The 13,405-nt window shown below is 56.8% G+C and carries 10 protein-coding genes and 1 tRNA gene; 4 read left to right on the top strand and 7 right to left on the bottom strand.

Annotated features, from left to right (window positions below; translation table 11 throughout):
• The first annotated feature begins 36 nt into the window (after positions 1-36).
• Positions 37-903, top strand: a complete 867-nt coding sequence (purU, locus tag IPM58_07115; protein ID MBK9306845.1) for a formyltetrahydrofolate deformylase — start codon at positions 37-39, stop codon at positions 901-903.
• Positions 904-988: 85 nt separating this feature from the next.
• Here purU and IPM58_07120 read toward each other — a convergent pair whose 3' ends face one another.
• The 4 genes from IPM58_07120 to IPM58_07135 all read right to left on the bottom strand — a co-directional run bounded on the left by IPM58_07120 (position 989) and on the right by IPM58_07135 (position 5,510).
• Positions 989-2,476 (bottom strand): Do family serine endopeptidase, encoded by a 1,488-nt coding sequence (locus IPM58_07120; protein MBK9306846.1) that lies wholly within the window; start codon positions 2,474-2,476, stop codon positions 989-991.
• An 88-nt stretch (positions 2,477-2,564) separates the two neighbouring features.
• Positions 2,565-3,968 (bottom strand): heavy metal sensor histidine kinase, encoded by a 1,404-nt coding sequence (locus IPM58_07125; protein ID MBK9306847.1) that lies wholly within the window; start codon positions 3,966-3,968, stop codon positions 2,565-2,567.
• A 50-nt stretch (positions 3,969-4,018) separates the two neighbouring features.
• Positions 4,019-4,690 (bottom strand): response regulator transcription factor, encoded by a 672-nt coding sequence (locus IPM58_07130; GenBank protein ID MBK9306848.1) that lies wholly within the window; start codon positions 4,688-4,690, stop codon positions 4,019-4,021.
• A gap of 175 nt (positions 4,691-4,865) precedes the next feature.
• A complete protein-coding gene (locus IPM58_07135) occupies positions 4,866-5,510 on the bottom strand; it encodes a hypothetical protein (protein MBK9306849.1) in 645 nt (214 codons plus the stop codon).
• Between the two features lie 284 nt (positions 5,511-5,794).
• On the opposite strand from IPM58_07135, the gene gcvP reads away from it, so the two are divergent.
• Together gcvP and IPM58_07145 are read left to right on the top strand one after the other, a co-directional pair.
• The gene (gene gcvP, locus IPM58_07140) at positions 5,795-8,683 is read left to right on the top strand and encodes an aminomethyl-transferring glycine dehydrogenase (GenBank protein ID MBK9306850.1); all 2,889 of its coding nucleotides are present in this window, start codon (positions 5,795-5,797) and stop codon (positions 8,681-8,683) included.
• A 170-nt stretch (positions 8,684-8,853) separates the two neighbouring features.
• A complete protein-coding gene (locus IPM58_07145) occupies positions 8,854-10,173 on the top strand; it encodes an aminotransferase class V-fold PLP-dependent enzyme (GenBank protein MBK9306851.1) in 1,320 nt (439 codons plus the stop codon).
• 46 nt (positions 10,174-10,219) lie between these two features.
• Here the strand turns inward: IPM58_07145 and IPM58_07150 are convergent, their stop codons facing one another.
• The 3 genes from IPM58_07150 to IPM58_07160 form a co-directional block, all read right to left on the bottom strand.
• The gene (locus tag IPM58_07150) at positions 10,220-10,771 is read right to left on the bottom strand and encodes a sel1 repeat family protein (GenBank protein MBK9306852.1); all 552 of its coding nucleotides are present in this window, start codon (positions 10,769-10,771) and stop codon (positions 10,220-10,222) included.
• Positions 10,772-10,869: 98 nt separating this feature from the next.
• Positions 10,870-10,955: transfer RNA gene (locus IPM58_07155), tRNA-Leu, on the bottom strand.
• A gap of 206 nt (positions 10,956-11,161) precedes the next feature.
• On the bottom strand, positions 11,162-12,613 hold the full coding sequence (locus tag IPM58_07160) for a hypothetical protein (protein ID MBK9306853.1): 1,452 nt from the start codon (positions 12,611-12,613) through the stop codon (positions 11,162-11,164).
• 149 nt (positions 12,614-12,762) lie between these two features.
• Here IPM58_07160 and IPM58_07165 point away from each other — a divergent pair, with 149 nt between their 5' ends.
• The gene (locus IPM58_07165; protein MBK9306854.1) at positions 12,763-13,032 is read left to right on the top strand and encodes a hypothetical protein; all 270 of its coding nucleotides are present in this window, start codon (positions 12,763-12,765) and stop codon (positions 13,030-13,032) included.
• Positions 13,033-13,405: the final 373 nt, after the last annotated feature.

Here is a 13,405-nt window from a genome sequence, read left to right on the forward strand (position 1 = left end):
CGTGTCCGACAACCATCCTCACAGAGGGAAAGTCCGATGACCCTACGTAAGAAGGATTCGATTATCCTCCTCATCCAGTGCAAGGACCGTTCAGGCATTGTCGCACGAGCGTCTGGGTTCATCCACGACTTCGGCGGCAACATTCTTGACTCCGACCATCACACGGACGAGGAAACAAACGATTTCCTCATGCGGATGGAATTTTCAACCGAGGGCTTCCAGATCCCTCCTGAGGACATCCCGTCGGCCTTTCAGGCTATCGCCAACGTGTACGACATGCGCTATGAGGTACATCCTTGTAGCCGACGAACCCGTGTGGGAATGCTGGTATCCAAGCAAGACCATTGTCTGGCCGATTTACTACAACGCCATCGCCGAGATGAATTGCATATCGACATTCCTGTCATCATTTCGAATCATGACACCTGCGCGAGTTGGGCCGAGCTTTTCAAGATTCCCTTCACCGTCTATCCGGTGACCAAGGAGACTAAACCGCAACAAGAGCAACAGGTCTTGGCCCTGCTGAAAGAGCATCGCGTGGAACTTGTCGTGATGGCTCGCTATATGCAAATTCTTTCAGGGGACTTTCTGGCTCAGGTCGGCTGTCCGGTCATCAATATCCATCATTCATTTTTGCCGGCCTTCATTGGCGCCAATCCATACCGACAGGCCTACGAGCGGGGCGTGAAAATCATTGGCGCGACGGCGCACTACGCAACCCAAGATCTCGACGAGGGGCCGATCATCGAGCAGGATGTCATCCGCGTAGGGCACCGGGACACGGTGGAAGATCTTGTGCGGAAAGGACGAGACCTTGAGGAAGTTGTGCTCGCGAGGGCTGTTCGCCGCCACATCGAACGGCGTATCCTCATATACGGGAGAAAGACTGTGGTGTTCGATTGACCCGCTTGTCAAGAATCGAACCGAAGCCACGGCACAAGTAGCAGGTTGTTTCCTGCTGCTCATGCCGCAACTCAGATCTCGCGCGCTACACTTTGACGGAAAGAAATAGGGCACTCCCGCGCCAGCTGATCAACATCAAGACATTGGCTCCCGTCCTTAGATCCGATGAAGCCTTCTTGAAATCCTGCACCGACTTGATGGGTCGCCGATTCATTTCCTGAATGACATCACCCGTGAGCAGGCCAGCCTTTTCGGCTTCGCTACCAGGTTTCACATTCGTCACAACCACCCCCCGTTTTCCATCGAATCCAAGAACTCTGGCGGTGTCCTGATTGAGATCCTCAAGCTCAATACCGGAGAAGGCATGGTCACCTTCTGACTTTCCCATTTTGGCGATCTTCGAATTATCCGGCTGCTCACTGACCCGGACCGCCATGTCATGCTCGCGACCATCACGAATCACCCGCACCTGTACCTTCGTTCCGACAGGCGTCCTGGCGACCATTCGCTGCAAGGCCACGCCGTCCTCGACTGTGAGGCCGTTATACTCGATGATCACGTCGCCCTGTTTTAGTCCTGCCTGGGCCGCCGGGCTGTCAGGTTTCACGTCGCTGATCAACGCACCCCTAGAATCTTTGACCGCAAACGACATGGCGAGGTCCTGATTGAGATCCTGAATGCCGATCCCGACGTATCCTCGAACGACCTTTCCCATGGTGATCAGACTCTCGTAAATCGGCCTTGCCATCGTCGCTGACACGGCAAATCCGACGCCCTGATAGCCCCCGGTCCGTGAGAAGATTGCAGTATTAATGCCGACAAGCTCGCCGTTGGTATTGACCAACGCCCCGCCGGAGTTCCCAGGGTTGATGGCTGCATCGGTCTGAATAAAATCCTCATACTGCGTAATGCCCATATGGCCACGGCCGACGGCACTCACGATCCCCAGCGTCACGGTTGAATTCAACCCGAAGGGATTGCCCACAGCCAAGACGTATTCCCCGACTTGTAGCTTCGTGGCATCCCCCCACGCGACCGCCGGAAGTTCCTTCGCATTGATCTCGATGACGGCGAGGTCACTCTTCGGATCAATTCCGACGATCTTCCCCTTGAATTCCCGCTTGTCTGTAAGGGTGACCGTCACGTCACGAGCCCCGTCGATCACATGGTTGTTCGTCAGGATCACACCGTCCGGCGAGACGATGACACCCGAACCTTGACCTCTCCGTGACCCGCGAGGCTCCCGTGGGCGTTCGGGTCCACGACGTCGAGGGTTAAATGGCTGCCCGAAGAATTCTTCTAGCCCGTCACGTAAATCCTCCTGACCGGATCCCGGACCAGAGACCCGTTCCGTGATGACTGTGGTGATATTAACCACCGCTGGAGTGACCCGCTTGGCGACCTCAGTGAAACCGTTTGCCGGAGTCGTACGCGTAGCATCGACAACATTCGCACTTTGAGGACTGGATGCCTGGGACAGGTTCAGCCAATACCCACCCCAACCCACGACACCGCTGATGAGAGCGATCCCGATGATAAAACCTATCCTTCTTTTTTTGAGATGTGCCGGCATAGGTCCTCCTGATCAACTATGTCATGGTCTGCCAGAAGAAACCTACCAACTAGGGATGAGAGAGGGATTAATCGGGTATTAGAGTTCGTTAAGACACGGGGGGAGCCAGCGGAAGGACCACGGTGAAGGTAGCGCCTTGCCCGAGCTCACTTTGGACTTCGACCCGGCCTTTGTGCAAATCTGCGATCCATGCGCAGATGGCCAAACCAAGGCCGGTACCCTTCTTTGTATGGGCTCGAGCGACGTCAGTCCGGAAGAAGCGCTGGAAGATCCGCGTATGGTCTTCTGGAGCGATGCCGATGCCATGGTCCGTGATGGACAGTCGGGCGTCTTGCCGCTCCCGTAACAGAGAAATCTCCACTTTTCCGCCTGGGTGAGAATACTTCATCGCATTCTCGACGAGGTTGAGCAACAGTTCTCGCAGGCGCAAGTCGTCACCCTGTACCACGGCGGGGATGATGGTTCCCAGCACGACTTCAATGTTTCGGTCATGTCCGAGCAACCGCGCCTGCCGATGGACGTCTTCCACGAGCGCCTCCAGCGCGACCGGCAAGGCATCCATCTTCACCTCGCCCATGTCGGCGCGAGAGAGAAACAGCAGCTCATCGACGATGCGGGTCATGCGATCGATCTCTTCCAGATTGCTTTCCAGCACTGCTTTATAGTCTTCCAGCGGACGAGGTCGGCGAAGAATCAAATCCGTTTCACCTTTCATGACGGTCAGGGGAGTCCTCAACTCATGTGACGCATCGCTGGTGAATTGACGAATCTGGCGAAACGACCCATCGAGCCGACCAATCATGTTGTTGAATGTGGCCGCCAATCGACCGATCTCGTCTTGAGCGGGCGGCATGCCAAGGCGCTGGGTGAGATCGCCCGCCGCAATGCGCTGTGCGGCAAGGGTGATCTCATCAACCGGCCTCAATGCTCGCCCGGCCAAGAACCACCCGCCTGCCAGAGAGACGGCCAAGGCAATCGGCATCGCAACGACGAGCAGGATCAAAAAGCGATGCAAGGTCTCTCCGACGGTTTCCATCGAGGTCCCGACCTGCACGATATACAACAGATTGCCCCGATACATGATCGGCACAGAGATGACCCGTAACGGCGGCTCATTGGGGTACTTGGCCGACTCAAAAATGCTGTGCCCGGAGAAGGCGGTCTCCAACGCCGTTCGGCTGAGCGGAACGTCGTGGTGCTTGATGTTCGGAGAGCTGAGGGTAATCGTGCCGGAAGGACTAAAAATCTGGAAGAATTTGTCGATTCGTGCCAACTCAGGAAATTGAGAGAGCAATTCCCTTTCGTTGAGGAGAGGGAGAAATCCTCGCTCTTCCAGTGAGCGCACCGCGATGGTGGCCGTGTCCTCCAGGGATTCATCGACTGCGTCGCGGAGGCTCCGTGCCGTCATCGCGTACAGCACCACGGAGAAGATTATTAAGACCAGGGCGAGAGCGCTCCCGTACCAGAGCGTCAGCCGGACACGCAGCGGCATAGATCAGCTCCTACTCACTGACGACGCGACCGGATCGCCGTGGCCTCGTCCTAGTCAGCCTTCAGCATATATCCACTCCCGCGGATAGTATGGATCAATTTCTTGGTCCGCCCTCGGTCGATCTTGTTGCGGAGATAGTTCACATAGACATCGATGACGTTCGTGAAGGTATCGAAATCCTGGTTCCACACGTGTTCGGAGATCATGGGTCGAGTCAGCACACGTCCCGTATGACGCATCAAATACTCCAGCAAGGCATACTCTTTGAGCGTGAGCTCGATACGTTGTCCGCCACGCGTGACATCCCGCGTCGCCGGGTTCAGTACCAAATCATCGACTTGGAGAATCCCCGGACTTTCCGTCGCACCACGCCGCAACAGCGCCCGTACACGGGCCAGCAGCTCGTCGATGGCAAACGGTTTGGTCAGATAATCGTCGGCACCAGCGTCCAGACCCTTGACCCGCTGATCGATCTGAGACTGCGCAGAGAGGATCAACACCGGTGTTTGGATCCGTTCACGACGGAGGTTCTTCAACACGTCCAACCCGGACATAGACGGCAACATCACGTCGACGACCAAGAGGTCATAGTCGGTCGCCAAGGCCATCTCCAGACCTTTTGCGCCGTCTTCACTGAGATCGACCGCATAGCTCTCTTCTTCGAGTGCCCGCTTGATAAAACAGCCCACTTTGGTTTCATCTTCGATGACAAGGACCCGCATACAGACTCCCACAGAGGTTGATCAGCCGGTCATTATACCAAATACCAAACCGTGTGATGCGAGTCTCAGCCCATCCGACCGAAGGCAGACAATCGCTGTTGAAATCACACCATCAACCGGCAATGACACTCATAGGGAGATACACAGCAGCGGGGATGCACCCCCGAAGGTATGCCTAGGTAGAATCGCCCGGGAAGGTTTGTTCTAACGACGTAATCATCGGTTTGCCATCGCGAACGTTGACGACCAGTGTCTCCTCGCCCTCCGTCTTGAATTCTCGATTGGCTTGGAGCAGCGTCTCCGTAGACTTAAAGGAGACTTTCGCGCTGCGTTCATCTGCGGCCAACGAGACCGACGTATTCGTGCGGGTGAAGTCATTGGCGCTTGGGAAAGCAAAGGCCATGGCCAATGTTTTCCGATATTCCTCGCGGGTCAACAGGGCCATCTGCTGATGAGAACCTTGCATCATATGAATGGTGATATTGGCATCAGGCGCGATGTGGCGCACAACGCTGTCGACATCCTTTTGACGAGTGGCCTCGTCGAGGGCGTTGAGCAATCCATCGATCGCTTCACGGGTCAGCCGCACATCAGGAGGAACGGGTTTCGCCTGGGAGTTCGTAGGAGTCACCTCGGTCTGGGTGCTGGACGTTCGCGGAGCCAAGAAACGGGTCGGTGACCCTTGGGCTTTAAACATCAGATACCCGATACCAGTCATGAGACTGACGGCGAGAACGAAGACGATGGTTTTCCATGTCGAAAAGCCCGCCGAGGAATCCTTCTCTGCTCGTCGATCGTCACTCTGCTGCATGCTCATCATGTGATCAATCCTCAGCCTTCATGGGATACCTAACAATAACCGGAATTCCACCAAAAGCAACGAAAGAGCCTGCTTCGGCATGGGGAGGCCGCGGACAGGAACCGTCTCGTTCCGCACAGCTCCTCGGCACTCAGCAGCCCTCGTACTCACCCTCACCAACGTCTTCAGCAAGAGGCGCTGTTCGGTCTCTTGGAAATGTCTCGATCCCATGGTACGCTGCTCGGTCGACTGGCCTATTGATTGATACCTATTGTCCCGAATCTAGCGAGAGGGCTGAGGACTCCATGACCATCAAAAATTGGTTACAACCGACCGATGACTTTCTCCCCCGACATCTCGGTCCTTCAGAAGCCGACCTTCAAGAAATGCTCGCGACCTTAGGCCTGCGGAGCCTCGGCACGTTGGCCGACGCGGCGGTTCCCGTTGATATTCGGCTCCCTCAACCCCTCAACATCCCGATAGGTGAGGGCGAGCAGGCCGTCTTAGCACGACTAAAAGACATCGCATCCCAGAATAAGGTCTACCGGTCGCTGATCGGCATGGGCTACTACGACTGTGTCACGCCCGGGGTGATCCAGCGCAACATACTAGAAAATCCTGCCTGGTATACGCAATACACCCCATACCAGGCCGAGATCTCCCAAGGCCGCTTGGAAGCGCTCGTCAACTTTCAGACGATGGTGGCAGACCTTACCGGATTGCCACTGGCCAATGCGTCGCTCTTGGATGAAGCGACCGCTGCAGCGGAAGCGATGGCCATGTGTTACACCATCGCTCGCCATGCCGGTCAAGATCGGAAAGAGTTTTTCGTATCACACGACTGCCATCCACAGACCTTAGCAGTGTTGCGGACAAGAGCGGAACCGCTGGGAATCCTTCTCACCACCGGTGCCACGTCGTCGAGTGATTGGCTACGGCCGCAATTTTGCGGCATGTTACTGCAATATCCCACTACCGATGGGTATGTAGGCGACATCAGCGCCTTGGTGGCACGCGCTCATGAGGCCGGCGTGCTGGTGGTAGTAGCCACCGATCTTCTCGCTCTCACGGTCCTGCGCTCGCCCGGAGAATTCGGGGCTGATATCGCCGTCGGCTCGACACAACGGTTTGGCGTGCCGATTGGTTTCGGTGGGCCGCACGCGGCGTTTCTGGCCACAAAGGAGGACTACAAACGACAGGTGCCTGGTCGTCTGGTCGGGGTATCGAAAGATGTGACGGGTAAACCGGCCATCCGCCTCTCGCTTCAAACTCGGGAACAACACATCCGCCGGGAGAAAGCGACGAGCAACATCTGTACAGCTCAAGTGCTCCTTGCCGTGATGGCCGGTATGTTCGCGGTCTACCATGGACCGGACGGTCTTCGGCGTATCGCCACGCGTGTGCACGGCCTCACGTTGCTCTTGGCTGAAGGGCTTCGTCGGCTTGGGTTCGACGTTCTCCCGAAAGTGTTTTTTGATACGATCCGCATTCCTGTTTCCAAGACCCAGGCGGAACAGATTGTTGGGCGCGCCAATGAACAGAGCTTTAATTTCCGGTCTTATGAAGACGGCTCGATCGGAATTTCACTCGACGAAACCAGTTCAGAGGACGAGATTCTTCGCCTGTTACACATATTCGTCGGACACGACCGGCTACCGTTCCGTCTCCCCGAACTCGCGGCAACCATCGATCCTGCCTATCCGCCGTCGTTGGCCAGAACAAGCCCGTACCTGACGCACGAAGTGTTCCATCGTTATCACTCCGAGCACGAGATGCTCCGCTATCTCCACCGATTGCAAGCCAAGGACCTGTCGCTCGTGCACTCCATGATTCCGTTGGGATCCTGCACGATGAAACTCAATGCCACGGCGGAGATGCTGCCCGTAACATGGCCGGAGTTTTCCCGCCTGCACCCGTTCGCCCCTGTTGAGCAAACGCATGGGTATCGAACCCTCTTCCAACAACTCGAAACGTGGCTCGCTGAGATCGCGGGATTTGCAGCCTTTTCACTTCAACCCAACGCAGGCTCTCAAGGTGAATATTCAGGCCTCATGGTCATACGCGCGTACCATCGCTCGAAGGGCGAGGTACACCGAGACGTCTGTTTGATTCCTGTGTCGGCCCACGGAACGAATCCCGCCAGTGCCGCCATGGTCGGCATGACCGTCGTCGTCGTGGCCTGTGATCGCCACGGAAATGTGGATGTTGCCGATCTGGAGGCCAAGGCTGCTCAATATAGAGACCGGCTCTCAGCTCTCATGCTCACCTATCCCTCCACCCACGGAGTGTTTGAGGCCAGTGTGAAGCGTGTTTGCCAAATCATCCACACCCACGGCGGACAGGTCTATATCGATGGTGCCAATATGAACGCCATGGTCGGCCTCTGCCGTCTCGGCGACATCGGAGCCGACGTCTGTCATCTCAATCTCCATAAGACATTTTGCATTCCCCATGGAGGCGGAGGCCCCGGCGTTGGGCCGATCGGTGTGGCGCGGCACCTCCTGCCGTTTCTCCCAGGACATCCTGTCGTCAAGATCAGCGGACCGGAAGCTATTGGTCCCGTGTCGGCTGCTCCATACGGGAGTCCGAGCATTCTGCCGATTTCCTGGGTCTATATCGCCCTGATGGGTCGCGATGGTTTGACCAAAGCGACGCAGGTAGCAATCCTGAACGCCAACTACATGGCCAAGCGGCTAGAGAAGCATTACCCCATCCTCTACCGAGGAGAGTCCGGACTGGTCGCACATGAATTCATTCTGGATCTCCGTGAGTTTAAGGAGACGGCCGGAGTGGAAGCGATGGATGTGGCCAAGCGATTGATGGACTACGGCTTCCATGCGCCGACCGTGTCGTTCCCCGTCGCTGGAACGCTCATGATCGAGCCAACAGAAAGCGAAGCGAAAAGCGAGCTCGATCGGTTCTGCGAGGCGCTTATTCTGATCCGTGCCGAGATTCAGGAGATTGTCGACGGACGCCAACCGAGGACGAATAATCTACTCAAGAACGCACCGCATACTGCCGCCATCGTGACGGCGACGGAGTGGAATCGCCCCTATGCCCGTGAACAAGCTGCGTTTCCTGCCCCATGGGTGAAACATAGCAAGTTCTGGCCAAGCGTGAGCCGTATCGATGAGGCCTACGGCGACCGTCATCTCATCTGTAGCTGTCCTCCGATCGAAAGTTACCAGTCCTAGCAGGATACGGGAAAAGTCCGCCAACGGCGTTCGTGGTGAGCTTGTCGAACCATGAACGACCCTCGCCCGATACTACGGAGACCGTTCCTCCTCCGATCCCAGTTCTTCCTTGCCTGAGTTTTATACCAAGCAGTACAGTACCCTAGACCGATTTCGAAGGAGGAGATGGTATGAGCGATATCGGCCGTCGAGGGTTTCTGGTGCGGACGGGTTTGGCCCTGAGCACGGCTGTTCTGACGGAGGCCTGCTCGCGCACGTTAGCCCATCAACACACTCTGCCGTATAGATTCACAAACTGGGAAGACCTACGGGCACAGTTTGTACTTTCTCCTCATCTCATTCACCTCGCGACGTTTTTCCTTGCCTCCCATCCCACACCGGTGCGCGAAGCCATCGAACGGTATCGCGCCGGTCTCGATGCCGACCCGATCGGCTATTGGCAGGAGCAAGAAGAAAAACAGGAGGCAAGGGTGCTCTTGGCTGCAGCTGACTATCTGGGTGCCCACCCCACCGACATCGCCCTGACCGACAGCACGACGATGGGGCTCGGGCTGCTGTACGGAGGCCTACAGCTTCAACCTGGCCAAGAAATCCTGACCACAACACACGATCACTACTCGACAGAAACCGCGCTGCGCCTCCGCGCCGAACGCACGGGCGCCACCGTGCGTCAGATTTCCCTCTATCGTGCCCTTAAGACCGTCACGCGCGACGAAATCGTTGAGTCCCTGCGCAAGGGCATCTCGACCGCCACACGTATCGTGGCCGTCACCTGGGTCCATTCCAGCACGGGACTGAAGCTGCCGATCCACGAAATGGCACTGGCGATTCAGACTATCAATCGCTCCCGTGATGAACAGGACCGGATCATCTTCTGCGTGGATGGACTCCATGGCTTGGGGGTGGAAGATTTCAGTGTGAGCGAGCTCGGCTGTGACTTCTTCGTCGCTGGGACGCATAAATGGATGTTCGGCCCACGCGGGACCGGACTCGTTTGGGGTCACCCCAAGGCCTGGCCAATCGCCCAGGCGACGATTCCAACCTTTAGTGGGCAGGCCTACGAACTCTGGATGGAGAACAAGTCCTCGAGGAATCTTCCGCCATCCGTCCACATGACCCCGGGCGGATTCCACTCCTTCGAACATCGGTGGGCGCTGGATGAAGCCTTTAGGTTCCATCAAGCCATCGGGAAATCAACCGTGACGCAGCGCATCTATGAACTGAACCAGCAGTTGAAACAGGGATTAGCCTCGATGCGGTATGTGACCCTCCACACACCGATGTCACAGAATCTCTCGGCAGGAATCGTCTGTTTTGACGTGAACGGCTTGCAGCCTCGCCAGGTTGTGGAGAAGCTCCGTGAACGGGGAATTGTCGGCAGCGTGACCCCCTATGCGACCAAGTATGTCAGGTTCGCGCCGAGTCTTATAAACTCGCCGAAAGAAATTGAGAACACGTTGGAAGAGATCAGAAAGCTACGTGCGGAGTAGCACAGCATTCCGGGAGAGCGAGGTACCTACCGATGCGCGAAGAGCGCTACTTCTCACCACACTTCTTGAACTTCGATTCCAAGCACTTCTGGGCCAGCTCCTCGGCTTTCTTGATCTGAGCCGGCGCCATGTGTGAAGCGAGGTTGTCGCGATCCTTCATCAGTTCGTCTTTCGATCCCGCCATCGAAGACTCAATCGCCACGCTGTACCACATATGCGCGCGCACGGAATCCAGTGGCACGCCCTGCCCCTTCGCATACATCTGCGCGAGTGCATTCTGCGCCCCTGCATGGCCCTGCCCCGCCGCCAGGCGATGCCACTTCATCGCCGCCTTGAAGTCATGTATCACTCCCAGGCCACTGGCGTAGAGGAGTCCAAGGTTATATTGTGCCCGGTCATCTCCTTTTTCCGCCAGAGGAAGAAAGAGCGCCCCCGCGACCCTAAAGTCGCCACGCCGTAGGGCCGCGTACGGTTCCTCCCCAGACAAAGATACCGACGACGGTACCGTTTTCTTCGAACCACCCTTGAGCGGCTCCGCCGCGGTCGCGACGGATGTACAGGTCCACATCAATACGACCGCAAGCAGGAACAGCCTCATCGTGCACCTCTCAAATCTGACCATTCGAGTCCTTATCCACCGATATCTGTTCCGTTTTGACGTGGAACTAGCCGCAGGTCAAGAGAAGTTTCGTTTGGTGGTGCCGAAGCCGGGAGTTGAACCCGGACGCCCTTGCGAGCACCAGCTCCTGAGGCTGGCGTGTCTGCCATTCCACCACTTCGGCTCGAGGGGATGTTGAAAAAACCCGCCAGCTTCGTTCTCGTTTCGCTCAAGGTTTCGACGTACCGGCGAATAGTACGCCTCAACCTTTCGTTCACTACGGCCTCGCTGGACGGCCTTTTTGAACATCCCCGCATGCGATGAATTACGGGGGAGCCGGATTATCCTGAATTCTCCTTGCTCACGTCAAGCAAGCAACCGGACCGCCATTCACTCTGCATTCTGAGTAGTGACCGGGATGATCCATTGTCCGGCGCTCGTGATCTCTCGTGGATCGCCACTGATGATGATTCGCTCGCGGATCAGCCCTGCTGCCGCGAGCAGCGAGGGCGCCGCAATCCTCGGTGCCTCATCGACGATCAGGACATCGAAGCGCACCTGGTTGAACAAAGGGTCGCTCGCCACCCGTGTGGGTGTCGCAGCCACCAGTCGTCGGTTTTGAAGAAAGGCCTGGCGGTTCGGATGTTCCTCCGCTGCCATCAGTTCGCGAACCTTCTTTGCGCCTCCCAGCTTCGTGATGAACTCTTTGAGTTCCTCAAACTCGGCGCGCTTCCCCCTGGGAACGGCGGCTTCAGGAACGAGTGCTTGGATGCGTGTTTTGGCGATATCAATTTCTTGATCCAGCTGATCTATCTGACTCTGGTACAGCTCACAGTACTGTTTGAGCGATTCTGCATTTTTCCCGAGTGCTTGCATCGACAAACGTTGAAACAGCGACAGAGTCTCAAACTGCTTGAGTGTGGCCTCAGCCTCAGCCATCCGCACTTGAAGCTCCCGCAACTGAGTCACGAGACGCCATTCGAATGAACGGACTTCATCCAAGTCTTTCTGTTTCGCCTCCTTTTGGGCCAGGAGCGGCACCAACGCGCGAAAGCGATCGTATTTACTCTTTAAGGACGCCTTGTCGGCTTGTGACTTGGCGAGGAACTGGTGCATTTGCGATTCGAATCCCAGTTCATGGAGGTCGATGCCCTCGGCTTTCGTAGCCATAGAGAGTTCATACCGAGTAACCCACATCTTGTAGTTTAGACCGCCGGCTTTGATCGTTCTGGCGATTTGGCCAATAGCCTCATCGCACTCGTGATGGCTCGGGCTCAGAAAGAGGATACGCTTGTTGGCGCGAATGAGTTCTACCGCTAGACTCGCGAGTTTCTGTCGACGTTCTGACCGGTCATCCGCCCACAGAGTCATGAAGACCGATGACGCGGCAGGCGCTGCTTGAGCGTCGACGCCTTGCTTCTGCAGCATCGACGCCAGCCGTTCGGTGGGCCCAAAGTGAAACAGGTCAGGTTTTGCCAACATCTCTCTCAGACGACCGGCAGAGGTACTGAGGAGACCCGCCTTGTCTGGAACCAGCGTGACAGAAGGGACCTCGTTTCCGAGGTTATCGACAAGTTGAAGCAGGACGCGATTGTCGGTTTGATAGAGTACGATGCCCTCTGTGGTTTCTGCCTCCTCGGGTGGAATAACGGATACCGGAAGATCACCACAGAGCGCAACGTTGGAAGGCAGAGCAAATTCATAGAGATGGAGCCCGCCGACTGTCCGAATCAGCCGCCCCTGTGAGGCTAGAATAGGCGCTTCCTGCCCTGATTCCGTCAGATAAGCTCGTTCGGCTTCAAGGCTGACGCTACAGGCCTCTATGAGGTCATGTGCAGTCATTACGTCAGAAATCCCCTACAACCTGAGGCCCACGGTATCCTGATCATAAATGTCCATCAGGAGCACTGTCCACCGAACAAGCGCCGAAGTTGCCCTTGTCTTCACGACCAGATCTTGTCTAGAATGAGCGCCTTGCTGGGAGGGAATCTGTGAAGGGCTTGAGGTTCGAACGGATCGCCACTGAACGTCACTACAATGTGGTCTTCCACATCGGAAGTACCTATGTCCCGGTGAGTGATGAGACCGTTGAGGAGCTCAGGGACCAAAGCCTCCTGCCGGCTGAGCGATTTTTGGACCTCCTCATCGACCGTGTTGGATATTCATCCTACCTGAAGGATCAGATCCGCACCGAACTGAAAGCGACCGGCGATCCCACCACGCAGATCACGGTGCTGCAGGGAGCCATCAGGGAACTTTGAGTAGGCGTTAAAAACACCGCCAGCTTCGCTCTGCATCACTTGCGAAACTCAAGCTATCAGATAGCGGACGTTTCACCTCTTCTCACCCTTTTGCCTTTGCAAATGGCCTTATAAACCCCTACAGGAACGTTTGCGACACTACCGACTACTTGGAGGAAATCTTCCATGGAAGAGATTGAAAAACTGAAAGTAGATTATAAGGACGGAGAAGCCTCGACGACCGCCCGGGCCGCCCCCGGGCCCGGCGCCCCGGGCCCCCCCCCCGGGCCCCGCCCCCCCCCGCGGCCCCCCGGGCCGCGGCCCCCCCCCCCCCCCCCGCCCGGGCCCGGCCGCGCGCCCCCCCCCCCCCCCCCGGGCCCCCCGCCCCCCCGCG

This window comes from Nitrospira sp. (genome assembly GCA_016715825.1).
Lineage (GTDB): Bacteria > Nitrospirota > Nitrospiria > Nitrospirales > Nitrospiraceae > Nitrospira_D.

What these genes read in the sequence shown, in the direction of transcription:
- purU (MBK9306845.1), top strand. Translation starts at nt 37, where the DNA reads ATGACCCTACGTAAGAAGGATTCGATTATCCTCCTCATCCAGTGCAAG.
- IPM58_07120 (MBK9306846.1), bottom strand. Translation starts at nt 2,476, where the DNA reads ATGCCGGCACATCTCAAAAAAAGAAGGATAGGTTTTATCATCGGGATC.
- IPM58_07125 (MBK9306847.1), bottom strand. Translation starts at nt 3,968, where the DNA reads ATGCCGCTGCGTGTCCGGCTGACGCTCTGGTACGGGAGCGCTCTCGCC.
- IPM58_07130 (MBK9306848.1), bottom strand. Translation starts at nt 4,690, where the DNA reads ATGCGGGTCCTTGTCATCGAAGATGAAACCAAAGTGGGCTGTTTTATC.
- IPM58_07135 (MBK9306849.1), bottom strand. Translation starts at nt 5,510, where the DNA reads ATGATGAGCATGCAGCAGAGTGACGATCGACGAGCAGAGAAGGATTCC.
- gcvP (MBK9306850.1), top strand. Translation starts at nt 5,795, where the DNA reads ATGACCATCAAAAATTGGTTACAACCGACCGATGACTTTCTCCCCCGA.
- IPM58_07145 (MBK9306851.1), top strand. Translation starts at nt 8,854, where the DNA reads ATGAGCGATATCGGCCGTCGAGGGTTTCTGGTGCGGACGGGTTTGGCC.
- IPM58_07150 (MBK9306852.1), bottom strand. Translation starts at nt 10,771, where the DNA reads ATGAGGCTGTTCCTGCTTGCGGTCGTATTGATGTGGACCTGTACATCC.
- IPM58_07160 (MBK9306853.1), bottom strand. Translation starts at nt 12,613, where the DNA reads ATGACTGCACATGACCTCATAGAGGCCTGTAGCGTCAGCCTTGAAGCC.